Source organism: Streptomyces sp. NPDC002698 (genome assembly GCF_042888945.1).
Classification (GTDB): domain Bacteria; phylum Actinomycetota; class Actinomycetes; order Streptomycetales; family Streptomycetaceae; genus Streptomyces.
The window spans coordinates 47,615-71,773 of record NZ_JBIAQM010000015.1 but is presented as its reverse complement, the minus strand read 5'-3'; the positions used below and the strand labels follow the sequence as shown (position 1 = coordinate 71,773).

General features: G+C 71.1%; 25 protein-coding genes. 12 read left to right on the top strand and 13 right to left on the bottom strand.

Annotated elements, in window-relative coordinates; translation table 11 throughout:
- Window positions 1-116: 116 nt before the first annotated feature.
- Window positions 117-3,608: a BTAD domain-containing putative transcriptional regulator gene (locus ACFYW9_RS21995; RefSeq protein WP_389152830.1), complete on the top strand. Its 3,492-nt coding sequence runs from the start codon at window positions 117-119 to the stop codon at window positions 3,606-3,608.
- Window positions 3,609-3,638: 30 nt separating this feature from the next.
- Entirely contained in the window at window positions 3,639-4,157 is a 519-nt protein-coding gene (locus tag ACFYW9_RS21990) for an adenylate kinase (protein WP_389152827.1), read from the top strand.
- 83 nt (window positions 4,158-4,240) lie between these two features.
- On the opposite strand, the gene ACFYW9_RS21985 is transcribed toward ACFYW9_RS21990, so the two are convergent.
- Window positions 4,241-5,089 carry a GNAT family N-acetyltransferase gene (locus tag ACFYW9_RS21985; protein ID WP_389152824.1) on the bottom strand — a complete coding sequence of 283 codons (849 nt, stop codon included), beginning with the start codon at window positions 5,087-5,089 and terminating at the stop codon, window positions 4,241-4,243.
- Window positions 5,090-5,267: 178 nt separating this feature from the next.
- On the opposite strand from ACFYW9_RS21985, the gene ACFYW9_RS21980 reads away from it, so the two are divergent.
- The gene (locus ACFYW9_RS21980; protein WP_389152820.1) at window positions 5,268-6,008 is read left to right on the top strand and encodes an alpha/beta fold hydrolase; all 741 of its coding nucleotides are present in this window, start codon (window positions 5,268-5,270) and stop codon (window positions 6,006-6,008) included.
- Between the two features lie 65 nt (window positions 6,009-6,073).
- Here ACFYW9_RS21980 and ACFYW9_RS21975 read toward each other — a convergent pair whose 3' ends face one another.
- Window positions 6,074-6,682: a TetR/AcrR family transcriptional regulator gene (locus ACFYW9_RS21975; RefSeq protein ID WP_389152817.1), complete on the bottom strand. Its 609-nt coding sequence runs from the start codon at window positions 6,680-6,682 to the stop codon at window positions 6,074-6,076.
- 162 nt (window positions 6,683-6,844) lie between these two features.
- Here ACFYW9_RS21975 and ACFYW9_RS21970 point away from each other — a divergent pair, with 162 nt between their 5' ends.
- The 3 genes from ACFYW9_RS21970 (at window position 6,845) to ACFYW9_RS21960 (ending at window position 8,691) form a co-directional block, all read left to right on the top strand.
- Entirely contained in the window at window positions 6,845-8,023 is a 1,179-nt protein-coding gene (locus ACFYW9_RS21970; protein ID WP_389152814.1) for an FAD-dependent oxidoreductase, read from the top strand.
- 88 nt (window positions 8,024-8,111) lie between these two features.
- On the top strand, window positions 8,112-8,309 hold the full coding sequence (locus tag ACFYW9_RS21965; protein ID WP_389152811.1) for a hypothetical protein: 198 nt from the start codon (window positions 8,112-8,114) through the stop codon (window positions 8,307-8,309).
- Window positions 8,310-8,418: 109 nt separating this feature from the next.
- The gene (locus tag ACFYW9_RS21960) at window positions 8,419-8,691 is read left to right on the top strand and encodes a hypothetical protein (RefSeq protein ID WP_389152808.1); all 273 of its coding nucleotides are present in this window, start codon (window positions 8,419-8,421) and stop codon (window positions 8,689-8,691) included.
- 128 nt (window positions 8,692-8,819) lie between these two features.
- Here the strand turns inward: ACFYW9_RS21960 and ACFYW9_RS21955 are convergent, their stop codons facing one another.
- From ACFYW9_RS21955 to ACFYW9_RS21945, 3 genes are all read right to left on the bottom strand, one after another.
- A complete protein-coding gene (locus tag ACFYW9_RS21955; RefSeq protein WP_389152804.1) occupies window positions 8,820-9,992 on the bottom strand; it encodes a hypothetical protein in 1,173 nt (390 codons plus the stop codon).
- Between the two features lie 75 nt (window positions 9,993-10,067).
- Window positions 10,068-11,780, bottom strand: a complete 1,713-nt coding sequence (locus ACFYW9_RS21950; protein WP_389152801.1) for a serine/threonine-protein kinase — start codon at window positions 11,778-11,780, stop codon at window positions 10,068-10,070.
- Window positions 11,781-11,885: 105 nt separating this feature from the next.
- Entirely contained in the window at window positions 11,886-12,398 is a 513-nt protein-coding gene (locus ACFYW9_RS21945; protein ID WP_389152798.1) for a GNAT family N-acetyltransferase, read from the bottom strand.
- Window positions 12,399-12,574: 176 nt separating this feature from the next.
- On the opposite strand from ACFYW9_RS21945, the gene ACFYW9_RS21940 reads away from it, so the two are divergent.
- Complete coding sequence (locus ACFYW9_RS21940; RefSeq protein ID WP_389152795.1) at window positions 12,575-13,078, top strand: hypothetical protein; 504 nt, start codon at window positions 12,575-12,577, stop codon at window positions 13,076-13,078.
- 402 nt (window positions 13,079-13,480) lie between these two features.
- Here the strand turns inward: ACFYW9_RS21940 and ACFYW9_RS21935 are convergent, their stop codons facing one another.
- Complete coding sequence (locus ACFYW9_RS21935) at window positions 13,481-14,017, bottom strand: hypothetical protein (RefSeq protein ID WP_389152792.1); 537 nt, start codon at window positions 14,015-14,017, stop codon at window positions 13,481-13,483.
- 113 nt (window positions 14,018-14,130) lie between these two features.
- Between ACFYW9_RS21935 and ACFYW9_RS21930 the strand changes: the two genes are divergently transcribed.
- Entirely contained in the window at window positions 14,131-14,586 is a 456-nt protein-coding gene (locus ACFYW9_RS21930; RefSeq protein WP_389152789.1) for a VOC family protein, read from the top strand.
- A gap of 92 nt (window positions 14,587-14,678) precedes the next feature.
- On the opposite strand, the gene ACFYW9_RS21925 is transcribed toward ACFYW9_RS21930, so the two are convergent.
- The 3 genes from ACFYW9_RS21925 to ACFYW9_RS21915 all read right to left on the bottom strand — a co-directional run bounded on the left by ACFYW9_RS21925 (window position 14,679) and on the right by ACFYW9_RS21915 (window position 16,830).
- Window positions 14,679-15,146 (bottom strand): HIT family protein, encoded by a 468-nt coding sequence (locus tag ACFYW9_RS21925; protein ID WP_389152786.1) that lies wholly within the window; start codon window positions 15,144-15,146, stop codon window positions 14,679-14,681.
- A gap of 304 nt (window positions 15,147-15,450) precedes the next feature.
- On the bottom strand, window positions 15,451-15,717 hold the full coding sequence (locus ACFYW9_RS21920; RefSeq protein WP_389152783.1) for a hypothetical protein: 267 nt from the start codon (window positions 15,715-15,717) through the stop codon (window positions 15,451-15,453).
- A gap of 450 nt (window positions 15,718-16,167) precedes the next feature.
- Window positions 16,168-16,830 carry a lysophospholipid acyltransferase family protein gene (locus tag ACFYW9_RS21915; RefSeq protein WP_389152780.1) on the bottom strand — a complete coding sequence of 221 codons (663 nt, stop codon included), beginning with the start codon at window positions 16,828-16,830 and terminating at the stop codon, window positions 16,168-16,170.
- A gap of 209 nt (window positions 16,831-17,039) precedes the next feature.
- Here ACFYW9_RS21915 and ACFYW9_RS21910 point away from each other — a divergent pair, with 209 nt between their 5' ends.
- From ACFYW9_RS21910 to ACFYW9_RS21900, 3 genes are all read left to right on the top strand, one after another.
- On the top strand, window positions 17,040-18,326 hold the full coding sequence (locus tag ACFYW9_RS21910) for a tetratricopeptide repeat protein (RefSeq protein WP_389152777.1): 1,287 nt from the start codon (window positions 17,040-17,042) through the stop codon (window positions 18,324-18,326).
- Between the two features lie 370 nt (window positions 18,327-18,696).
- The gene (locus tag ACFYW9_RS21905; protein ID WP_351863369.1) at window positions 18,697-19,071 is read left to right on the top strand and encodes a hypothetical protein; all 375 of its coding nucleotides are present in this window, start codon (window positions 18,697-18,699) and stop codon (window positions 19,069-19,071) included.
- 235 nt (window positions 19,072-19,306) lie between these two features.
- Entirely contained in the window at window positions 19,307-19,645 is a 339-nt protein-coding gene (locus ACFYW9_RS21900; protein ID WP_389152772.1) for a thioredoxin family protein, read from the top strand.
- Window positions 19,646-19,751: 106 nt separating this feature from the next.
- Here ACFYW9_RS21900 and ACFYW9_RS21895 read toward each other — a convergent pair whose 3' ends face one another.
- Complete coding sequence (locus tag ACFYW9_RS21895) at window positions 19,752-20,267, bottom strand: NUDIX hydrolase (RefSeq protein WP_389152769.1); 516 nt, start codon at window positions 20,265-20,267, stop codon at window positions 19,752-19,754.
- 195 nt (window positions 20,268-20,462) lie between these two features.
- On the opposite strand from ACFYW9_RS21895, the gene ACFYW9_RS21890 reads away from it, so the two are divergent.
- Window positions 20,463-21,479 (top strand): NAD(P)H-dependent glycerol-3-phosphate dehydrogenase, encoded by a 1,017-nt coding sequence (locus ACFYW9_RS21890; protein WP_389153082.1) that lies wholly within the window; start codon window positions 20,463-20,465, stop codon window positions 21,477-21,479.
- Window positions 21,480-21,541: 62 nt separating this feature from the next.
- On the opposite strand, the gene ACFYW9_RS21885 is transcribed toward ACFYW9_RS21890, so the two are convergent.
- The 3 genes from ACFYW9_RS21885 to ACFYW9_RS21875 form a co-directional block, all read right to left on the bottom strand.
- On the bottom strand, window positions 21,542-21,955 hold the full coding sequence (locus ACFYW9_RS21885; RefSeq protein ID WP_389152766.1) for a pyridoxamine 5'-phosphate oxidase family protein: 414 nt from the start codon (window positions 21,953-21,955) through the stop codon (window positions 21,542-21,544).
- A 149-nt stretch (window positions 21,956-22,104) separates the two neighbouring features.
- On the bottom strand, window positions 22,105-22,563 hold the full coding sequence (locus ACFYW9_RS21880) for a GNAT family N-acetyltransferase (protein ID WP_351863362.1): 459 nt from the start codon (window positions 22,561-22,563) through the stop codon (window positions 22,105-22,107).
- 158 nt (window positions 22,564-22,721) lie between these two features.
- On the bottom strand, window positions 22,722-24,146 hold the full coding sequence (locus ACFYW9_RS21875; RefSeq protein ID WP_389152761.1) for an NAD(P)/FAD-dependent oxidoreductase: 1,425 nt from the start codon (window positions 24,144-24,146) through the stop codon (window positions 22,722-22,724).
- Window positions 24,147-24,159: the final 13 nt, after the last annotated feature.

The window sequence follows — 24,159 nt, the reverse complement described above, 5'->3', positions numbered from 1 at the left end:
CGCCCTGCCGGTGTGCACGGTCGCCGCCCGGGGCCGCGCGCGGCAGGCGTCCGAAGCGGCGGGCGTTTATCGTCTGTTGACGGAAGAGACGCAGGTCTCGGGTAGATTCCGCGGGCGTGCTGCGTTTGCGAGTCCTGGGTCCGCTGGGAGCCGAAGTCGCCGGGACACCGGTCGCCCTGGGCGCTCCGCGTCAGCGCGCCGTCCTGTCGCTGCTGATCGCCGCCAGGGGCAGCGTCGTACCCGTGGACCGTATGACGGACGCGCTGTGGCGGGGCGAACCGCCGGCCAAGGCGCTGGTGTCCCTGCACGCCTACCTGTCGAACCTGCGGCGCTGTCTGGAGCCGGGGCGGCCGCCGCGCACCCCGGCCACCATCCTGGTCACCGCCCCGCCCGGATACGTCCTCAGGCTGCCCGGGGACGCGGTGGACGCGTGGCGTTTCGAGACCTGGGTCGGCCGGGCCCGCAGCGCCCCGGCCGAGGAGGCGCGGGTACGGCTGGCCGAGGCGCTCGGCTGGTGGCGTGGGCCGGCCTTCGCGGGGCACGCGGACGAACCCTGGGCCGCCACCGAGGTCGCCCGGCTCGACGGACTGCGCGCCGAAGCACTCGAACTCGCCGTCGCCGCCGATCTGGCCACCGGCCGGGCGGCTCAGGCCGCGTGCGACGCGGAGGGCCTCGTCCAGGACCGTCCGCTGCGCGAGGAGGGCTGGCGGCTGCTGGTCCTGGCGCAGTGGGCCTGCGGCAGGCAGGCCGACGCGCTCGCCTCGCTGCGCCGTGCCGCTGCCGTACTGCGCGACGAGATCGGCTGCGATCCCGGCCCCGCACTGCGGGAGTTGGAACGCGCCGTGCTCGCCGGACGGCTCGACCTCCTGCGCGCGGCGGTGCCGGAACCGGCCTCCCTGCCGCTCGTACTGTCCGGACCCACCGCCGCACCGTCCGGACCCACCGCCATCCCGCCGGTACGGGTCGCCATACCGGTGGTACAGGCTGCCGTGTCGGCGGGGCTCGCCGTCGTGCCGCCCGAATGGGCCGCCGTACCGCCCGCCGCCCCGCCCGCCGCCCCGCCCGCCCGCAGTGCGGTCCCGTCCGCCGGACCCGGCCTGTTCGTCGGCCGGGGCGCGGAGTTGCGTGCTCTGGACGCGACGGCCCGGGCCGCCCGGCAGCGCGGTGGCATCGTGCTGGTCACCGGTGAGGCCGGTGCGGGCAAGTCCGCCTTCCTCGACCAGGCGGCCGCCCGGCTCAGGCGGTCCGGCTGGCGGGTCGTGATCGGGCGCTGTCCCGAGTACGAGGGCGCGCCGCCCGCCTGGGCCTGGGTGGAGGCGCTCGGCGCACTCGCCCGCGAGGTGCCCCCGGCCGCCCCGGACGAACTCGCGGTCCTGCTGCGGGAGTCGGACGGCGCGGTCGTCCCCGTCGGGGACGAGGCGGCCGCCGGCCGCTTCCGTATGCACCGGGCTTTCGCCGCCTGGCTGCGGACCGCGGCCACCCGGACACCGCTCGCCGTCCTGCTGGAGGACGTGCACCGCGCCGACGCCGAGACGCTGGCCCTCGTCGAGGCGGCCGCGGCGGTGACGGGGGTCCCGCTGCTCACCGTCGCCGGGTACCGGACTTCGGACGTGGGCGACCATCTCCTGAAGACCCTCGCCCAGTTGGCCCCCGCCGCCCCGCACCGGATCGCGCTCGGCGGTCTGGCCCCCGAGGACACCGCGACCCTGGTGGAAGCGGTCTGCGGGGGACCGGTCGACCCGGCAACGGTGGCCGCGCTCGCCGAACGCACCGGCGGGAACCCGTTCTACGTCCGGGAGAGCGCGCGTCTCCTCGCCGACGAAGGGGCTCTGGTCGCCGTCTCGGAGGTGCCGCAGGGCGTACGCGACGTGCTGCGCAGGCGCCTCGCGCTGCTGCCCGGCGCCGCCCGGACCGTCGTACAACTCGCGGCCGTGCTGGGTCTGGAGGCCGAGGCCGGTCTGCTCGTCGACGCCTCCGACGGGGAGGAGGACGAGGTCCTGGACGGGCTGGACGCGGCGCTGGCCGCCGGGCTGCTGGCCGAACCGGGCCCCGGCCGCGTCCGGTTCGTACACGCCCTCGTGCGGGACACCGTCTACGCGGACCTGTCCGGCGTACGACGAGCACGGCTGCACGCCCGCGTCGCGCGGCTGCTGCGTCTGCACCGCCCGGGCGAACTCGCCGCCCTGGCACATCACTTCGCGCACTCGGGCAGAGCGGAGGACGCCCCGCTCGCCGTCGACTACGCGCTGCGGGCCGCCGAGGCCGCCGAACGGCGTTACGCGCACGACGTCGCCGTCACCCTGATCCAGCAGGCCATCGACACCCACACGGCGGCGGCGGGCGAGGACACCCCGCCGGACCGGCTGATCGAGCTGCTGGTCCGTCTCCTCGGCGCCCAGGTCCGCACCGGTGCCACGGATGCCGCCCGCCGTACCCGGCGACGGGCGGTCGAACTCGCCGAACAGGCCGACCGGGGTGACCTGGTGGCGGCCGTATACGGCGCCTGGACCGAACCCACCCCCTGGCGCAGCCGGTTGGACGGCCCCTACGACCGGATCGCCCTGGCCCGCCTCGAACGCCTCGCCTCCGAAGAGGGGTTGGACGGCCCTACCCGTGCCCGGGTCCTCCAAGTGCTCGTCGACGCGGTCGCGGGCGAGGACGCTCCCCGCGCTCTGCGAGCGGCCCACGACCAGCTCGCCCTGGCCCGCGCGGACGGTGAACCACGTTTGATGGCGGCCGCGTTGATGACATCGGCGAGGCTGCTGCCGCACGAGGTCCACGCCGAGGCCCGGCCCCCGCTCACCGAGGAGCTGCGCGGCCTCGCGCACGCCCATGACCTGCCCGCGTACCGCTGGGTCTGTGAGCACCTCGACGCGATGACCGCCGCAGCCCGCAACGACCCCGCCGCGGTGCGCCGCCACACCGCCGAGGGGCTCGTGCTCGCCCGCCGTTACCGCCTGGTGTGGGCACAGGGGCTGGGCGCCGCGGCCTCCGCCATGCTGGCCGCCGTCACCGGCCGCTTCGACGTGGCGGAGGCCCGTTACGCGGAGGCCGACACCCTGCTCCAGCGGGTCGGAGCCCATCACGCCACCGGACTGCGCACACTCGCCCTGATCAGCATGCGGCTCCTCCAGGACCGCGCGGCCGACATCGAGCCGATGGTCCACGCCGTGTACGAGTCGGCCGGCGGCTCGGTCTCGGTGGCGCGGGCGCTGGTCCTGGCACGGCTCGGAAGACTCGACGAGGCGCGAGCCGTCCCCGTGTCCCCTGAGCCGATGCGTGACCATCTCTACGGCCTCGAACTGGACTTCCGCGCCCAGCTCGCCGTGCTCGTCGGCGATCAGGCGGGCGCGGTGGCGCTCACCGGTCATCTGGAGCCGCTGCGGGACCAGCTCGCGGGCGCGGCCGGCGTGGCCTACGCGAGCCGGCCCCTCGCGCACGCGCTCGCCGACCTGTACCGGTTCCTCGGCGAACACCGGCGGGCGGCGGACGCCTACGCGCTGGCCGAGCGCACGGCACACGCCTGGGGATCGGCCCATCTCGCCGAACACGCCGCCCGGGCCGCCGCGGACCTGTCGGCCGAACAGAGCCGCCGACGCACCCTCTAGGAGCTCAGCGTCCCCGGATAGGCTGCCGCCGTGGAGCGGATCTTGGTGGTGGGGGTCACGGGCGCGGGCAAGTCCACGCTCGCGCGCACGCTCGGCGAGCGGCTGGGTCTGGCGTACCACGAGATGGACGCGCTCTACTACGACGGCCCCGGCTGGGCCGTGAACGGCTCGTTCGCCGAGGACGTGGCGCGGCTCGGCGCGGGGCCCCGCTGGGTGGTGGACTCCCTCGGCTACCCGGAGGTCCGCGATCTCCTGTGGGGCAGGGCGGACACGGTGGTGTGGCTCGACTACCCGAGGCGCGTGGTCGCGCCCCGTGTGGTGCGCCGCTCTCTGCGGCGCTCCGCCCGTCGCGAGCTCCTCTTCGGCGGCAACAGGGAGACCTGGCGGGGGTGGCTGAGCCGGGAGCATCCGGTCTGGTGGTCCTGGTCCCAGTACGGGTCCCGCCGCCAGGAGATCGAACGCCGTACCCGCGACCCCCGCTTCGCCCCGCTCGCCACCCTGCGCTTCGCCCACCCCGACGAGACCGCCGCCTGGCTCGCGACCCTCTGACGTGCAGTGACGCTCCTTCTCACCCACGCTTCCGAGCTCTGTGACCGACGGGTGGTGTCCAACCCGGAGCGGACGGACCGGACCTATGGGGCGGGTTCGGCGATCAGCGCCGTACCGATCTCGCGGAAGCCGAGTCGGGCGTAGATCCGCGCGACGTCGTCGTCACCCGCCGACAGGAAGACGGTGTCCGCTCCCCTTGACCGGGCGTCGGCCACCAGGGCCGCGGTGACCGCGCCGGCGAGTCCGCGACGGCGAGCCGAGGGAAGCGTTCCCACGCCGACGATCTCGCTGATTCCCGCGAGCGGTTGGTGCTGGCCCGCGGACAGTGCCACCCCTTGCTCGACAGCCGCGGCGACCACCGTCAGACCTGCCCGGACGCGCCGCACGACACGTTCGACCGATCCGTCGGCGACGCGGGCTTCGGCCGCTTCCGCCAACTGCGGTGTTCCCGCGAGACCCACGTGGGTTCCAGGCTCGGCGAAGGCGAGGTGAGGAACGGCCAGGGCACTGGGCAGCGTCGGATCGTCCGCGCCGACGATCCGTACCGACAGGGTGCCGGACGGCCTCTCCACCGGCGCTGCCGGAACCCGTGGATCGAGCACCATCAGCGGATGTTCGTGGACCACGAGTCCCGATGCCTCGACCGCCGCCCGCAGTGTGGGCGTGGTCTCGGCGACCCATTCGAAACTCTCCGGGATCCCCAGTTCCCGCTGACGGGCACGGACCTTCCGCACGTCGGCCGCCTCCAGCGGACCGGACCATCCCCGTGCGGGACGTGCGTAGAACGGCCAGCCCGGTCCCTCCCGCACGAACAGGGTGAGCGGCCCGATGTCCTCGACACGGGCGCCGTGGCGCGGAACCGCGTCGTAGTACTCCTCGAGCCGGTCCAGCAATGCCCGCTCAGGGTGATCGTCAAAGTCGGCAGAAGTCACGTGAGGCATCCAAACAACTGGGCATCACCGACGCCACCTCATTCCCTCTGTCCCGGGGTGGGAGGCGATGTCAGACGGACCTCGTCCGGCCCGCGCGCCGGAAACGGCTGGAGTCTCCCCCAAGGGGAGGTCCTACCGTCCTGACCGACCGCACGCGATGCTTCGAAAGAGGTCTGTCATGACGACGTTTCTGCTGGTCCCGGGACTTTTCATGGGTGGCTGGGCCTGGGAGGCCGTGGCCGCCGAGCTGACCGCGCGGGGGCACCGGGCGCTGCCGGTCACCCTGCCCGGCATGCCCGAGCGGGCAGGGGAGGACCCCGCAGGTATCGGACTGTGTGAGCACACCGACGCCGTGGCGGCTCTTCTGGACGCGGAGGGCCCGGGGATCGTGCTGGTGGCGCACAGCTACGGCATCTTCCCCGCCCTCGCGGCGGCCGACCGGCATCCCGGACAGGTCGCCCGGGTGGTGTTCGTGGACACGGGCTTCCCGGAGCCGGGTGAGTCGCTGGTGGCGCAGATGCCACAGCTCGGCCTGCTCGACCGTGCCCTCGACGGCGTCATCCCGGTGCCCGAGGAGATCCCGGCGCTGCACGCCGTCCCGCCGGCGGAGCTGGAGCGTTACCACCATCTGGCCACCCCGCAGCCGGTCCGGACCGTCACGGAGCCGATCGAACTGACCGGCGCCTGGCTCGAGCTCCCGACCACCGGGGTCTTCTGCCTCGCGAACGGCCTCAGTCTGGAGTTCGCCCGCACCCTGCACGGTACCGGCCTGCCACGGTTCGCCAAGCTCGCCGAGCCCGGAGTCACCTTCTTCGAACTGCCCACCGGCCACTACCCGATGCTCTCCACACCGGTGGAGCTGGCAGACGTCCTGACGCGCGCGGCGGCCGGCGAAGGCGTCGGCCTGTATGAGGTCTGAGCGCCGGAACCGTGGACTTCCCCAGAGAACGGATCACATGGGACCGACGCTGTCGGCGCCTCGTCTCAGGTGAGATCGCGCCAGCCGCTGTCGAGCAGGTCGAAAGCTCTCGTGATGACCTGCTGAGGGTCGTCGTGGCCGCGAGCGGCGTGTGGTGCTTCGAGGGCGAAGTGGGCCAGGGCCGTACAGGCCGGATCGCCCGCGGGGAGGCCGCTCTCTTCGGCGATCACCTTGGCGAGCGCGGCGGTGTGGCGTAGCCACATGGCCTGGTGGTAGTCGCGCAGGGCCGGGGTGCTGTTCACCAGGTCGAGGAAGGTCGTGAAGCGGGGATCGCTGTCGGCGCCCCCTCTGCGGTGGCGCAGTGCGTGCTCGCGCAGGGCGTTCGGGATGGACCGACCGGGGGGCCGCTCGCGTACGGCGGCGAGGAGGCCTGCCTCCTGGTCGGCCTCCTCGTCGAAGACCAGCGCCTCCTTGACGGGGAAGTGCTTGAACAGCGTGGTGGTCGACACGTCCGCGGCGTCGGCGATCTCGCGGATGCCGACGTCGTCGTAGCCGCGCTCGAGGAACAGGCGCAGGGCGGCGTCGGCGATGGCCTGGCGGGTGGCCGCCTTCTTGCGCTCGCGGCGCCCCACGGGGGCAGGGGCGTCATCGCTCTGGCGGGTGGCTTCGGGCATAGAACTAATCTACACCACTAATTGTCTCGCTTAGAAAGTTGAGTCGTTGCACTTATTGATCCGGTGTGCTTTTCTGTTGTGGTGGCCGCGAGGCATTGCCCGGCCCCGGCATCCACACCTCACCGCACCTCACTCCCTCCTGTCCGAACGGAGCGATCGGCCATGTCCACGGCCGATCCCCACTCCCATGAACGGAGCACCACCGTGAACACCCGACGCACCCCCCGAATCGCCGTCGTCGGAGCCGGTCCAGGCGGTCTGACCTGCGCCCGCATCCTCCAGCAGTACGGCATCGACGCCACCGTCTACGACCGCGAAACCGGCCCGGAGGCGCGCAACCAGGGCGGCACGCTCGACCTGCACGAGGACAACGGCCAGATCGCCCTGCGCGAGGCCGGCCTGCTGGACGACTTCTTCCGCGTCTCCCGCGCCGAAGGGCAGGAGATGCGTCGACTGGACCACCTGGCAGGCGCGATCGGCTTCCACCACGTTCCTCGGGAAGGCGAGCGCTTCAAGCCCGAGATCGACCGCGGACAGCTGCGCGACCTTCTCCTGAACTCCCTCCAGCCCCACACCGTGCGCTGGGGCCACACCCTGCGTTCCGTCGGCGGATCCCCCCAGGGGCCCCGCCTGCTGCACTTCACCGACGGCACGAGCGTCGAGGCCGATCTCGTCATCGGAGCCGACGGCGGCTGGTCCAAGGTGCGCCGCGTCCTCTCCGACGCCACCCCCGAGTACACCGGGATCAGCTTCCTCGAAGCGTGGTTCCACGACGTGGACAACCGGCACCCCGGCATCGCCGGACTCGTCGGCCAGGGCAGCGCCGCGGCCGCCGACGGCGAGCGCGGGCTGTTCGCCCAGCGCAGCAGCGGCGACCACATCCGCGTCTACGTCATCCAGCGCGTCCCCGCCGACTGGATCACCGCCGCCGGCCTCACCGCCGAGGACACCGACGGCATCCGGGACATCCTCCTCGACCGCTACCGGGCCTGGTCCCCCCGCCTGAGGCAGATGCTCCGCGACAACGACGGCCTCTACGTCGACCGCCCTCTGTACGCGCTTCCCGTCCCCCACACCTGGGAACACGACCCCACTGTCACCCTGCTCGGGGACGCCGCCCACCTGATGCCCCCGCTCGGCGTCGGCGTCAACCTCGCCATGCTCGACGCCTGCGAACTCGCCCTGGCCCTCGCCCGCCACGAGACCATCGACGACGCCGTCCGGGCTTACGAGAAGACGATGCTGCCCCGCTCCACCGAAATGCAGCACGCACTCGACGGCCACGCCGCCGACCTGCTCTCCGACGAACCGCACGACCCCGACGAGGACGACACCCGCTGACCGAACGCCTCCACCGCCGAACGCCTCCACCGCCGAACGCCCCACCGCCGTACGGTCCGTGACCTCTCGACGGAAGGTGTGAACAAGGATGTGCCGTCAGGGCGACAAGGTCGCCGCCTACATCGGCACCGACGGCTACGCGCAGTGCACCGGGCGCGCCAAGCCGGTCTCCGCCGATACCGACTCGCTGGCCGCCGGCAAGGGCCAGGTGACGGCGGAGGTGCCGCGGGGCGGTGCAAGCCGCTGTCGCGGCAGACCCTCACCGTACGGTCGAAGGACGTGCTGATCTGGAAGTCCGGCGACTCGACCACCGAGCTCTACCGGTCGTCCGACGGACGGAAAGCGGTGCCGGACGAATGCGTCGGCGTCTGGGTGCCGGCAATCGGGACAAGGGGATGCTCCGGATCACCCGGGGCCCGGTCGGCGGCCGCCTGGTGCAGATCTGGGACACGGGCGCGGCGGAGGACGGATCGGAGAGCCGCGACAACACCTTCATCGTCGGCGCCGTGTCCCCGGTGCTGACCTTGAGCCCCGCGATGTACGCCGCGGACGCGGGCAAGGACTGCCGTCAGCCCGACTCCCTCTTCTTGATGGTCGACCGCAATGGTCACCTGCCGCAGTTCAGCATGGCGGTGGACGCCGAACCGGGGGAGTGGGTACGGAAGTAGCGCCACTCGTCCCGGACCCGACTTCCAAGGATTCCACCGGTGCCGGTGCCGGTGCCGGGGACGAGTGCCGGCCAGACCGGTGCACGGGAGGCGAGGTGGATCAGGACGCCTTGGGGTTCCTTGCCGAACTACCAGTCCCGGACGGACTCGACTCCGGAGATGAGGCCGGCGTGGGCGTCGTCGGTGCCGCCGCCGTGGAGTGTTTCGCACTCTTTCACGATGTGATCGAGGGCGGCGAAGAGCTCCTCGCGCTCGACCGTCTCGATGAAGCACGTCCGGCGGTCAAGTCGGTTGAACGCCTCACCGTAGGCACGCCCGAGCTCCTCCATGCGTGTCGATCGGACGACCGCGGATTCCTCGGCGAACACCTGAAGGATCGCCTTCCGTGTCGTCTTGTACTGGGTGACAGCCCGTTTGTAGACGGTTGGGCTGATGTGCTCGCGGCCGTCCCAGTCGCGCAACGGGTTGTTCCGGTTCTCCTCGACCCATGCGGGTTCCCGTGCACGGAGGACGGACACGTAGGTGCCCGCCGTGATCTCCGGTCGCCAGGTACTGCGTGTGGCCGAGGCGTACTCGGCAGGGACGCTGTAGACGTCCAGCGATTCCAGCTTCGGCACGCACTGAGGTCGAAGACGGTCCTCCCCGGACATCCCGAAGAGGTCGTAAACGAGGATCTCCTGGAGGGAGGAAAGCCTGTTCAGCTCGCCCGCGCCGGTCAGGAGACCGAGGCGCCCGTACAGGTGAAGCGTGACCACATCGGGGAAGCGCTGGACGAGCCGGGCGCAGTCGAGGGAGTCGATGGCCCTGATCGTCAGTTGCGCGATCTGTGATTGTGGTGCTGTCGGCCGGTCGAGGAATTCGTTGACCGTCACTCCGGTGTACTCCGCGTTCCAGGCTTCGACCGGATCGTCGTGGACGCCGTTGTCCCATCGCCGTTGCCGGGCGAGCTGGTCGCCCAAACGCCAGCCGGAAGCCCAGGAGTTCGACGGTTCGTCATGGAGCAGGGGCAGCGATCCGAGCACTCTGTGGCTGCGGGGCAGAACCCATGTGTGGTTGCAGAAGGACAGCGCCCCGTTCCACGAGTGGTGGGTCAGCCGCAGCGGGACGACGTCGCCGAGGTCGGCCACGGACGACGGTTCGGGGCCCGACCAGTCCAGTTCGAGCACGGCAGCCGTCTGCGAATCGGCATCGAGTCCGACTATCTGCGCGGCCGTCCACTCTCCAAGAGCGCGTGAACAGACGCTCACGACATCGCCGATCGCGAGCGGTCTTGGCGGTGCGGCCTGCTTCCGGATCGACATGCCCTGATGCTAGCGGCGACTGATCGCGTAGGCGGCGGCCGAGGTGCCCAGCGGCGACCGGCATACCATCGCGCACTACCGGCCGTCGTCCCCGTCCAGCAGCCTCCGCAGCTTCCACGACGTGCAGGGGTCGGGCAGGACGAATCCGCCCGGCGTCTGCGAGGAGTACGACAGCTTCCGCAGCGCGGTCGACGGGAACGGCCAGCACGTCTCGACGGACCAGCGCACACCGCTCAGGTCGGCGCCCGCGAGGTCGGCACCCCGCAGGTCGGCGCCCGACAGATCGGCGCCCCTCAGCCGGGCCTCGCGGAGCGAGGCGCCGTGCAGGACCGCGCCCCGCAGGTCGGCGCCCGAGAGGTCGGCATCGGACAGCACCGCGGCCACGAGGTTGGCGCCTGTCAGGCGGGCCCCTGACAAGTTCGCTTCCGTGAGGTGGGTCGTGTAGAGCTGGGCGTCCGACAGGTCCGCGCCCGCCAGGTTCGCCGAGCCGAGGTAGGTGCCCGCGAGGTCCGCGCCGACCAGGTGTGCCTCGCGCAGATCGGCGAACGGCATCAGGGCGAAGGAGAGTTGAGTTCCCGTCAGCCGCGCCCCGGCCAGTCTCCCCTGGATGAGGACGGCACTGTCGAGGTTCAGGCCGGAGAGGTCGATGTGGGCCAGCAGACCTGCCGGGAGGTAGACCAGATCCTCGACGAGGTGGCGCAGTTCCTTGACGGCGGGTGTGCGCGGGTCGCGGCATGCCTCCGGATGCCCACGCTGCCAGTCGGCCAGTTCGCGAACGCGGTCGAGGCCGGACATGGGCATCGGCATGACGCGCGTTCGGGTCGCTGGGCCGCCCTGTTCGGGGGAGGGCGCAACGACGTCCAGGAGGGCGGTCGGGCCGTACGGAGAAGGGGCGCCGGGCGTGCCTCCAGGACCACCGTCGCTGTCGCCGGGCCACGCGGGGGCGCCGGACCCGAGGCCGGCCGGGCCGTGCGTCCTGCTCCACGCGTCCATCGCGGCCCCGACCATGGCACACGCCGTTCCCGCGTCAGCGGGCCGGTCCGCCCGCTCCGGCGCCAGGAGCGCGAGGACGAGTCCGTCGACCTCGGGAGGCAGCGGTTCGCGGGAGCGGAGGGAGGGCGGGGGCGGCAGCTTCCTCTCGTAGAGGCCGCCGCACTCGGGGCGGGCTCCGGTCAGCAGTTCGTACAGCACGCAGCCCAGGGCGTACAGATCGGCCCTGCCGTCGGTCGTCCCGGGTGCGCCGAGCTGTTCGGGCGCCATGTAGGCGGGTGTTCCCACTGCCTGACCCGCCAGGGTGAGCGGGTGTGCCTGGTCCGGTTCCCGGACGAACCGGGCGATGCCGAAGTCCAGGAGCTTGACGGTCCCCGTGGGGGTGACCATCACATTGCCGGGCTTGATGTCCCGGTGCAGCAGACCGGCCGCGTGCGTGACCTCCAGGGCCCGGCAGATCTGTCCGGCCCAGTCCAGGACCAAGGGCACCGACGCGTCGGCGGCGGCCCGGTCCAGCGTGTGTCCGGCGACCAGTTCCATGACCACGAACACCGTGCCGTCCGCGTCCTGCCCGTAGTCGAGCACGGCCACCACGCGCGGGTCCCATATCCGCCCGAGCGCTCTCGCCTCCGAGGCGAGCCGTTCCTGCGCGGCCGGCACACCGTATTCGGGCGGCAGCACCTTCAGCGCCACCGTCCGGCCGATCCGCTCGTCCTCCGCGCGCCAGACGACCCCCATGCCGCCCCGGCCGAGCACGTCCTTGAGCCGGTAGCGCCCGGCGAGCAGTGCCTGTGTCATGGCTCCCCCTCGAAACAGATAACGTCGCACTGACGAGAATTATCGTCAATGCGACGTTATCGTGGCCGTGGCCGCTTATACAACCCGGTCGGCGGCCGACGGTGATCAGCGCACCACCTCGTCGGCCAGAAGGTCCATGAGAAGGCCGTCGTGCCAACTGCCGTCCAGGCCACGCTCGTACCGCCGCATGATGCCGACCGGGCGAAAGCCGACCTTGGCGTAGCAGCGGATCGCCGCGGCGTTGTCGGCCGCCGGGTCGATGATCAGACGGTGATGGCCGTGCACATCGATGAGGTGGCAGGCCAGTGTGCGTACGGCGTCGGTGCCCAGGCCCCTGCCGTGCACCGCGGGATCGAGGAAGAGGTCGATGCCGGCGTGCCGGTAGTCCGGCTCCTCCTCGGCGTGCCACTGGATCATGCCGATGATCCGCCCCTGGTGGTCCACCGTCAGGCACCGGGTGCCGGCGTCCTGCAGATCGGCCGCGAGCTCCGCCTCGAGATCGTCCCCGCCCCGCCATCGCGCACGTACCTCCGGCGTGGCCCGGATGGCGGCCAGGGCGGGGACGTCGTCCCGGACGGTGGGTCGGAGAACGACGGAAGCGCCACGCAGCACGGTCATGCCGTGTGACCCTAGTGCGACCGGCTACGAAGCGGCGCGCGCCGCGACCGGTTCAACGGAGACGACGATTCTTGACGGCGACTTCGTTCGCCGTTCCGCGAACCACGACACCTGGCGTACCGGCACGGGCAGTGCCCCGATCCTCCTGTCTCCTGGTCCTGGGGCATCCTGTTGCCATGAGTGATCCTCGATCGGCGTGGCAGGAATGGCTGAACAGCCTGGACGCGCCACGGCGGGCTGCTGCGGAGTCGCTGCGTGCCCGGTTCAGTGCCCTCGGTGTGGCCGATCCTGTCGACCTGACCAAGTCGGAGGTCATCGATGATCTTCCGCAGCTCACGCGGTCCGTGCTGCTGCGGAGCCTGTGGCAGGCTGCGGTCGACGGCTGGACCGAACCCGGCTCACTCGATCAACTGCCCGCCGCGCAGCGGCTTCTTGCCGCCGGGGCGGACCGCGAGGACCTTGTTCGCCTGGTCCGAGCCGTGTCCTACGAGGCGGTGTTCGCGACGCTCGACGAACTGGACGAGGGCGGAAACGCGCACGTGTCGGGTGTGGAGGCCGGCTGGGTGGTCATGGAGTCGGGCGAAGACGGCTCTCCGACCGGGCGGCCCCTGTCAGGCCTGCACGAAGACCTCCTGACGATGGATCCCAGCGGGCGAGACGGAGCCGACCTCTGGGAATGAGGCCGGTGCTTCGCGTCGGCATCCTGCTCATGGCCAACGCCGGAGTCATCGCCGCCACCGGGGACACGGCCCCCGACAGTTGGCGCCGCCCGCTCGGCCACCCGCTCCGTGCCGTCGCCACCCCCGGCACCGAAGCCCCCGCCCCTGTCTCCGGCCCCCGCATCAACTGCCCTCTACCGAGCGATGATCCGCTGTGGCAGGAACGCCTGGACGCCGTTTTCCCCGCAGGACCGCGCGGGGCGGGGCCGGCCGGCATCGACGTGGTGCTGCTCGACGCCACTGCCGCAGGACGCGTGTCCACCCTGGCCGGGCGATGGCGGCGCTCTCGGCCGGGAGCGTCACAGGATCCCGCGCGACCGCATCGCAGACCTGGACCTGTTCCCGCAGTCGCTCAACGTCTGATCACGGGCCCGTGTTTCCCTCGAAGGCGCCCAGGTTGATCAGGCTCACTCGGTGGTCCCAGGCGTCCCACCTCACCAGCTTCCGCGCGCCCCAGTAGTAGTTGTCGTAGCCCATGAGGTCGCCGTATGCCTCGTCCTTGCGCGCCCGGTCGGGTCTGCCGAAGGCGGCCAGGAGTTCCTCGTACGAGCTCAGGTGGGCGAAGTGGGACAGATGCGGGCCGCGTATCGAGAAGCCGACGACCGTCCCGGCTCGGACCTTGTAGGTGAGCTTGCCCGTGCAGTACAAGAATCCGTCCGACCGGACAGTGTGGTGGACGACCTCGTCGAGGGTCAGCCGCCGTCCGTCTGCGTGGTAGTACTCGCTGTCGATGTCGGTCCCGCCGCGGTACCGGGCGACTATGGAGGACTGGGCCTGGACGATGCTCAGGCGCGGGACGCCGGTGGCCGGCGCCCCCAGGGCTATGCCGTCCATCTCGACGGTCGTGAGGTCGAGGCGCGGCCGGGACAGCAGGTCCAGGTTGTCGAGGATCTCGATCACCGGAAGAGTCTATGCAGTTCGAACAGCGGTCGGCGTCCGCTTGCTCGGCGGGCCGGTCCGGGGTGGATGTCAGATCCGGGGTGGATGTCAGAGGTGTCTGGCAGGCTCTGGACATGGAGATGACGCTGCAACTGACGATCGACTGTGCCGACCCGCCGAGGCTGGTGGCGTTCTGGAGCGAGGCTCTGGGATACGTACCCGAACCCCCACCGGGTGACCATGCCACGTGGCGGGAGTACTGGGCAGCCATGGGCGTGCCCGAGGAGGAGCTTCCGGCGGGTGCGGGCGACGTCCCGGAGTCGATCGTCGATCCCGCAGGACAAGGGCCCCGGGTGTGGTTCCAGCAGGTTCCAGAACCCAAAGCCACCAAGAACCGCATACATCTCGACCTGAAGGTCGGCGGCGGGCGCGACGTCCCGTTGGCGGTCCGCACGCAGCGGGTCACCGCCACGGTGGACAGACTCGTCAAAGCCGGCGCCGGCGTGCTCCGGATCACGGATGCGCCGGACATGGGGCACTACGCCGTCCAGCTGCAGGACCCCGAAGGCAATGAATTCGACGTCGTCTAGCAGTCGTTCGGTCATGCTGCTCACGGCCATCTGCTGAGCACCGCGACGAGGGCGGTCGCTCCCGCTCGCGTGCGCGACACGGTCCATGCCGCCTACCGGGGGTTCGGACGACCTTGGAAATGGGATCGGAGAGAGTGGGCGATCCAGTCCGCCTGGTCGGCCGACACCCGCTCCGGCTCCGGTCGTCGAAGCAGCTCGAAAATGCCCGGCCCGCGATGCTCTGGCCGCAGATCCTCCGCGCGCGGAACGATGTGGAAGTGCACGTGCGCGAATCCTTCGGCCTCGGCGAATTGGATGACGTAGGTCTTCGCGCAACCGGTCATGGTTCGGAGGGCCCGGGAGAGCTTCACCTGCCACGTCCCCAGGGAAGACGCCTCGTCGTCGGTGAGGTCGTGAACCGCGGCGACGTGGCGTCGAGGCAGGAGCACCAGCCAGCCCGGCAGCGCGGTGTCGAAGGCGTGGGCCACCCGCCAGTGCTGGTCGTACATCATGCACTCGCGTGGCGGAAGGTCGTCGAACTCCGCTTCCTGGCCACATGCGAAGCAGTCGGGAGTCGTCATGAACCGTGATCGTAGAACTGTCGCATGGGGAAATGCCTGTCGGCCTCCGTCGGCAGTCACGTCAGGAGGGCTCCTTCCCGAAGGAGTTCGCGCCGCCACCGCGTCCTTGAGCCGGTCCGCGCCGCCCTTCCGGGCACGGACCGGCTCGTCCTCCGGGAGGTGTCCCGTGCGTGTCAGGGCACGGAGAAAGGCGAGCGTCCTGAGCGCATCTCGTTCCGGGACGCGGGAGGGTGCACTCGATCTTCTTCATCCTCGACCGCAACGGTCGTCTGCCGCAGTTCGGCCGGCGGCTACGAGGCAGCCCTTAGCAGTGGTATCCGTCCGGGCACTCGGGGAACAGCACTCCGAAAAACAGGAAGAAGAGAATCGGTGGAGTGGACACCGAGGCCATGACCAGGAACCGCCCGCGTGCCTGTCGCCGGTCGCTGACCCGAGCCACCACGAATCCCGCTGCCGGCACGAGGGCGGCAATGAACAGACCCGTCAGGCCGAACACCCAGCCGATCTCTCGTCGCACGTCCGGCAACCCCATCGCATGCGCGATCGCCGGGGCGAACATGACGAGGGGCACAGACGCCCACCCCCACGACAGCGCCCTGATGATCCGATCCGCTCGTGCGGGCACCAGGCCGGTCGACCTCGTTTCCCCGCGGCGGCCTTCCGGAGCGACCCCAGACGATGACATGCTCGCATCGTAGGTGGCCGAGGGGAGCCCGCGGCCCTTCGCGGCCTTGGCTCTCCCGTGAACGGGCCCGAACCCGCACGGCGCACAGGCCCCGGCGGTCAGCGTCTTGAACCGTTGCCGATCATGCCTGTGAACTGCGGTGATCCTGACACAATCATGATCACGGGGGAGTCCGGGCATGCGGCTTTCGAGGCCAGGCGGTCCCAACGCCGCGTTGTGGTGGAACAGGAAGCGACCGCGCATTTCACTGCCGGCCGCGCTGGGTGTCGCCGCCGTCTCCGTCACGGGGTGCGGCGGTAAGGAGCCGCGGTCGGGCGTCGCACCAGTCGGTGAGAGCTATGCGGCGAGCGTGGCCGGCTCGCCCAGGTGCGCGGCGGCCGTCCGCCAGGCTGCGGTCACCGCGGCTCGGGCACCCGCTGTACGCGCGGCTTGGTCGCCGGACAGGACCAGCGGCGTGCCCACGTGGACATGCAGCCGAGGACGGCGCACCGGTGCCGTGGCAAGACCGGCGAGCTGCTTGACCACTCCGCCTGAGACCATCCGCCGGGCGCCGGCCTGGCCTACGGGTACGACACGGGCGCCGGTGTGCTCGGCGAGCCGGGCCAAGCCGCTGCGGAACTCGCCGGGGGCACCCTCCGCGGAGTCCTTGCGGCGGGGCAGACCCCCTTCGGCGTAGATGAGGAGATGGTGTCCCCGCTGAAGGGCTTCCGCGGCCAGATCGAGGGCGGCCGCGGCCCGCGGGCCACCCCGGTGCACGGGGACGTGCCCTTCGCGGACGAGGGCGCGGCCGAGCACCGGGATACGCCACAGGCCTGCTGCCGCCATGACGACCGGTTCGATGCCGAGGCGGTACAGAGCGGCGACCACGACGACGGGGTCCGCGAGCGAGGTGTGATTGGCGGCGATGATGCTGCCGGGCTCGAGCTCGGCGGATGCGTCGGTGGTCACCGACAGACGCCCGAACGCGGGCACCAGCAAGTCGGCGGTGCGGCTGAGCACGAAAGGTCTCCCGGTCTGGACGGCGTTGATCCTTATCCTCGTTCCTGGACGACGCCACGGCCTGAGTCCTCGTACTCATCTTGACGGTCTTCAGACACTTCCCCGGCATTGCGCCGCCGACATCAGCCGGCATCAGCCGCCGTCGGGACAGCCGGCGCATCGGCAGGATTCCCCGATCACCAGGTGCACAACAGCGAAGGAGGGCTTCGATGAGGAGTGAGCCGGTCACCGAGGAGTCGATCGCCGAGGCACGGGCACTGGCCCGCGAGGATCCGGGCACCGGACTGCCGGTGCTCGCCCGGTGTCTGCTGGAGTTCGGATGGCGCATCGATCGCGAGAGGCCGTCTGCGCGCATCCCGTTCTTCGAGGAGGCCGTGGCGATCCATCGGGACCTTCTCGCCGGCGGTTCGGAAGAACACCTCGCAGCCGCGATGCACGCGATCTCCTACCTCGGCCTGCACTACTCGCTCGTGCATGCCGATGATCGTTCCCTGGCCGCGAAGACCGAGGCGGCGGCGCTCGCCCGGCAGTTGAACCGTCACCGCCAGGACGGAGACAAGGAGATCAAAATCCTCGGCGCGTTCGCGCACGGCCTCGCCGAGGCCGGTCGGTTCGAGCGGGCCGTGGCCGCTCAGCGCGAGGTGGTCGACATCTACCGCGCGACGGAGGGCCCGGCGGGCCACCCCTCACCTGACGGCGTCGTGTGGTCGCTCCTGGATCTGGCGATCCACCTCGATCTGGCGGGACAGACCGACGCGAGCCTCGAGACCGAACGCGAGGCGCTCCGGCTCAAGCGCCGCATGGTCGCGGCCGAACCACGGCGCCGGACCGGACTGGTGATCTGGCTCGCGGGGGTCTCGCACCGGTTCGCCGACACCGGGCATCCACAGGAAGCCGGAGAACTCCTGAACGAAGCCATCGCCGCCTGCGACCTGCTTCCACCCGAAGGCGACCGCGGGAACTTCGGATTCAACCAAGCCGTCCAGGCCGCGTTGTTCGCCAGGTCCGGCGCCCGTGACGAGCGGACCACCGACGGCCGGGCCGTCCCGGTCGGCGTCAGCCCGGATCCCCAGGCTCTCCAGCCGGTCCTCGGCGTCGACTTTCACTGGTGGGCCTTCAGCGTCCGGCAGACCTACCGCGCGGGATGTGAGGCCATCGATGACGCGATTTCCACGACAGGGGACCTGTCGGCACTCGATCCCGCACAGTTGGCCGAGCTCGGTACCCTGCTGCGCCGCCGGAACATCCGCCGATCGGTCGTGTTCGACCGCGTTCCGCAGCAGTTCGTCGAGAAGGTCATTCCGGCCCTGGGCGAAAGCGTCGCCCTCGAACGCCGGCTTGCCACCGCCCGTCCGGACGGCAGCCGTCGACGCTTGATCCGATCTCTGACCGACCAGGCCATGGGTCACCTGGTCACCGGCGCCGACTCGACGGCAGGTGAGGCGCTCCGCGAAGCTCATGACCTGTACGCAACTGCCGAGAGAGCCCAGAACTGACCTGTCTCAGGGGCAAGTGGGCATGGCGTTCGGGCAGTTCGCGACGCGGACCGCCGGAGATCGAGTGCTGCCGGGAGCCCGTCGGCGGCCTCCAGGCGCAGCGCCGTCAGGTCGAGGGCGTGGTACGAGAGTTGGCCTGTCCGGCTCGCGGTCCGGACCCTCGCCCGTACGCGAAGTCCTCCCAGCCACAAGCATCATGACGGTCGATCATATGTGCGACCGTGTGAGACCCTACCGTGCGCGGACTTCTCGCCGCGGCAGACGGCGAACACCTCCGACACCCTGACCTGTGTCCGGAACGGCGTGCGCTGCCCCCGGTCGAGCGCCGCTCACCGATCAACCCGAACCGAATCGAATTCCTGGGGAACCGATGAACTCCATCATCCGTAAAGCGGCGAACCTCGCCGTCGTCGCCGGTGCGGTCGCGGCCGCATCCATGGCCGGCGCTCCGGCCGCGAACGCCGAGCCGGTCCAGCACGGCTGCGCGTACCCGTACGTCTGCTTCTACGTGGACCGGGCCGCCGTCAACGCCGGACACCCCGCCGCCAAGTTCCAGGTCGTCACCAGCGGATTCCAGGACGTCACGTCCCGCGAAGGCTACATCGTCCTCAACACCCGCAACGACGACGTGGCCTACCTGCGCAGCAACGCGGGCACGCTCTGCGTCGGGCCGAACACGACCACCGTGATGAGCGCCGGCATCACCATCAACGGCGTGAGGATCTCCAGCAGCGCGACCTGCTGACCCCGCGGCGGGCGCGCCCCCCGTGCGCGCCCGCCCGCTCCGCGCACGGCCGGCCCGCGCGGATGCGCTCCGGCCGGGTGCCGGCGCTCGCTGTCCGCGACCTGATCCTGAAAACCGTCCCTCTGGAGACGCCCCGGCCCAAGAGGCTGCCGGCCGATGCGCCGCGCTGACGACGGGCCCGCGACACCGGGGGATGATGGGGGCGGAATGACGGAACGCGAAGTCAGGAGCTTCTATGGCGAAGCGGGTTCACCAACCCCGTGAGGACGCGGAGTTCGATTTCATCCTCGGGATGAGCAAAACCCCGGTCCTCGCCTACTTCACCGGGACATGGCCCAAGGCGATCGAGCCCTGCCGGGCGATGGACCTCGTCGTGGGCGCCGTCGCCGACGAATACGCGGGTCGCCTGACGGCAGTCCGCACCGACATCACGCGCTGTCCGTCGGCAACCGAGCGGTACGGGGTCACCGGAGCCCCGTCCTGTGTCCTGCTGAAGGAGGGCGAGGCGGTGGCGCAGGGCGCGGGGCCCATGGCCATCGCCGAGGTACGGAAGTTCCTGGACGGCCACCTCTGAGCGGCGGCCGTGGCACTGCGGCCGCGATATCGCGCCCTGGCCCACCACCCCCGACACCCCATGCTCCTCGGGCCGGCTCGTGGACACCTGTTCCTCGGCTCGAGTTCTAACGGCACGGCGGATCGTGGGAGGGGTCGGAGCCCGACTCTCCGGTGAGCCGGGCGAGGTAGGTGTCCAGGGGCTGAACACGTCCCGGGAGGACTTCCCGGAGGTTCCACCAGCGCATGGCCGCGATCTCCTCGGTGGCCCGGAAGTCCCGGACGTCGGTGGTGCGGCCTGTGAACAGCGCCAGGTTCTCGGCTCGTCGGTCGGGTGCGAGTACGAAGCCCGCGTAGCCGATGAACCGTAACGGTCCGTCGGGTACCTGGCCGCTCTCCTCCAGCAACTCCCGCGCGGCCGCCTGCCGAAGGGATTCGCCTTCCTCCACGCGGCCGCCGGGCAGTTCCCACGCCTGGCGGAATCGATCGAAGACCATGAGGACACGGTCGGCGTGCCAGAGGGCGACCAACGCCGCCGGCAGCGGCGCGTCACACGGTGGCGCGTCTTCGGTCCCGGGTGCGAAGGAGACCAGGCGATTGCCGCGACCGTCGACCGCGAGAGGCGGGACATGGGAATGGGGCACATCGTCATGATTCCCCGTTCATCGCCGTGAAAGCCTGATCCGGTCATGACGGACGAACGACCGCGACGCGGGTGGGGCGGTCGAGGGACATCGTTCCTGCGGGAGGCCTCACCGCCGGTGCGAGAAAAGGGGTGACCGCGGCGATGCCGGATAGGCTCACCGGGGTCAGGACTCAGGACTCAGGACGTGGACGGGGTGTGTCGGGTGGCCCGGGTTGCGGTGCTCTCCGCGGGATCGTGGGGAACGACCATGGCGAAGGTCTTCGCCGACGCCGGCAACGACGTCGTGGCCCACGCCCGGCGGGCCGAGGTCGCCGAGGCGATCGACGTCCGGCATCAGAATCCGTCCTACCTGCCGGGTGTCCTCCTGCCGCCCCGCCTCCGGGCGACGACGAGCGCGGCCGAGGCCCTCGACGGTGCGGCATACGTGGTGCTGTCGATCCCCGCGCAGACGCTACGGGAGAACCTCGCCGCCTGGGCCCCGCACATCGCCCCGGACGCGGTCGTCGTCAGTCTGATGAAGGGCATCGAGACGCACTCCGGGCTGCGCATGTCCGAGCTGGTCCACGAGGTGACGGGCATTTCGCGCGAGCGGATCGCCGTGCTGTCCGGGCCGAACCTGTCCCGGGAGATCGCCGACGGGCAGCCGGCCGCCTCCGTCATCGCCTGCCCCGACGAAACCGTGGCCGCCGCGGTCCAAAGGGCCTGCCACACTCCCTACTTCCGCCCGTACACGGCCACCGACGTGACGGGCTGCGAGCTCGGCGGCGCGACCAAGAACGTCATCGCCCTCGCCGTCGGGCTCGCCGCCGGTCTCGGCCTGGGCGACAACTCCCGCGCTCTGCTGATCACCCGCGGCCTCGCGGAGACCGCCCGGCTCGGCGCTGCGATGGGCGCCGACCCGCTCACCTTCTCGGGGCTCGCCGGAGCCGGCGACCTCATGGCCACCTGCTCCTCGCCCCTGTCCCGCAACCGCACCTTCGGCGAGCACCTCGGGCAGGGCATGAGCGTCGAGGAGGCCGCCAAGGCGACGAACCAGACCGCGGAGGGCGTGAAGTCCTGCCGGGCCATCCTGGACCTGGCGCGGGCCCACGGGGCCGAGATGCCGATCACCGAAGTCGTGGCCGCCGTGATCGACGGTGAGGCCACCGTGGAAGACGCCGCCGCGGTCCTGCTGTCCCGCACCCCGAAACCGGAACACTACGGCGCCTGAGGCCATCAGCCGGCCTGCGGTCCGGTCAACCGTCCGGCGGGTCCGGTCCGGCGGTCACCGCGTCACGCGTGTCCCCTGAGCTCACGTCCGTTGACCATCTCCGATTCGATCCTCACGAACACCGTGCTCCGCAACGGCATCCAGGAGGCCGGGCCGGCCTCGGACAGCCGTTCGTGCTCGGCGGGGTCGGTCACGACGGTGGCCCGTCCGGTGACGACCACGCTCCAGCCGGACCGGGTCTCCGCGTCGAACGCGTCCGCCTCGAACGCGACCACTACGCCGTCGATCGCGCGGACGAGTTCCGAGTCCGACGAGGTACGCAGCAGAACGGAGTCGTCCGTGTCCAGACAGAAGTTGACCGGCAGGACCGCGGGCAGCGCCTGCCGGGTGTACACCACGCGGCCGACCGGGACCTTCGCCAGGAGGCGAAGGCACTCCTGCCGGCCGGGTTCGTGAAACGTGTCTTCCTGCGACATCCAGCCATCGTCCCTCCCCACGCCGGGACCGAGTAGGGCCGGTCGGCCCTACTGAGGGGGAGCCGAAAGGCAGGTCCTGCTGCCGGACGGCCCAGGGCAGGGCGTCCCGGAACGCGGCCCATGAGGTCAGGCAACCGTTCCGGCGCCTGTCAGCCGGGCTCGCTCACCGGCAGGGGCTCGCGCACCATGAACACGTCCACCGGATCCTCCGCCTCGACGGTGAACCCGTACCGCTCGTACAGCCGCCGGGCCGGACTGCCCTGCAGTACGTTCAGCCGGACCGGCACACCGAGGCGGTCACACCGCTCCAGCAGCTCGCCCAGTACGCCCGAGCCGATGCCGCAGCCCTGGAGGCGAGGCGCCAGGTAGAAGTGCTCGAACCACCGGCAGTCCTCCGCCGGCCGCAGGGCCACGGACCCGGCGAACGCGCCGGCGACCTCGATCACCCAGGTGTGGGCCGGGTCGAATCCGTCCCGCAGCCGCTGGCGCACGCGGTGCGGGTCGTAGCGTCCGAGCCGCTCCAGATCCGCCCGCATCACCACGGCCCGCAGTTCGACCACCGCCTCGAGGTCTCGAAGCGAGGCCGGACGAAGATCCCAGTCAGCCATGATGATCACACTATCGCGCGGGTTTTCTGTCCAGACGACAGCACTCGGGCAGGCGCCGACCGGTGCCGGCCGATGCCGGGCCGGTGTGCCGACCGACACCGGCCCGGCATCTCTCCAGGGAGGGTTTCCGGCGTCCGCCGAGATACGGGACCCCGCCCTCACGCCGGTGTGGGGGACGCGGCTCCTTCCCCGGACGTGGAGTCGAGGGAGTCGAGGAGCTCGCGCTCACGTGGGGTGAGAGGCGGCTCGGACAGCGGCGGCAGCGAAGGACCGCCGAGTGCCGCCAGAACGGTTCGCGGGCGCAGCAGGCGGGCGGGTCCGGCCTTGAGACCGGTGACGTCCCACAGGGCGGACGCGGCGACGTAGGAACCGGTGGCGGCCTTGGTCAGGCGGCGCGTGTACCGGCCTGCGACGCGGTCGACAGCCGTCCGCCTGCCGCCGCGGACCCCGGGATACATCGAGTCCTGGCTGACCGCGATGCTCCACGCCGTTTCGACGACGGCCGCGGCGGCGCGCTGGACCCTGTGGCTGAGACCGGGTGTGCTCAGGTCGGCCTGTGCCAGTTGCCGGCTGAGGACCTGGGCGCCCAGCGCGGCCACCGACATGCCCTGTCCGTAGGCCGGGTTGAGAGTGGCGAGCGCGTCGCCGAGGACGACGAGGCCGTCCGGCCAGTCACGCGCCTTCTCCACGTAGCGGCGGGAGTTGCTGGTGCTGTGACTGACGAAGACGTCCGTGAGCGGTTCCGCTCCGGAGAGGAGCCGGCCCACGATGGGGTGAGGCAGGTCGAGGGTGTAGCGCAGGAACCCGTCGGGATCGGCCGGGGGTTCTCCGCCTCTGGTGCCTCCGAGGCTCACCATCCAGCGGTTGCCCTCGATCGGGACGATCACCGCGCTGCGCCCGGGCTCGCCCAGATAGGGGTTGGCCTGCACCATGGTCAGGGGGAAGTTCTCGGCGCCCGGCGGGGTGCGGTAGATACGGGTGGCGTTGACGAGGCCGGCGTCGACCCGTATCTCGTCGATGCCGGTGATGCCCAGGGCGGTCAGCCAGGTCAGGATGCGGGAACCGCGTCCGCTCGCGTCGACGACGATGTCGGCGTCGAGCACTTCCGGGTTCGCGGCGGTGCCGACGCGGACACCGCGGACGCGCCGGGCGTCACCGGTCAGGTCGACCACATGGGTGGTGCGGATCTCGACGTTGCCGGTGTTGTCCACGACCGCCGTTCGTACGGCCCAGTCCAGCAGCGCCCGGCTGGAGGTGATCATGTTGTGGCTGTCGTGGCGCCACCGGTGGAACCAGCCCTCCGGGCTCAGGGCCAGCATGCCCGAGCTCAGCGATATCTCGCGGGCGCCCGCGGCGAGGAGATGCTCCCTGACGCTGATCTTCGGTATCAGCTCTTCCATGGCGTCCAGACCGCCGGGCATCAAAAGGTGCGCGTGACGTCCCTGGGGGAGCCCTTTGCGGTGTTCCGGCCCGTCGGGCAGCTCGTCGCGGTCGAGCACGATCACCTCGTCGACGGCGGGGGACAGCGCCGCCGCCGCCATGACACCGCCCAGTCCGGCTCCGATCACGACAGCTCTACTCATGGTGCTCCTTGAT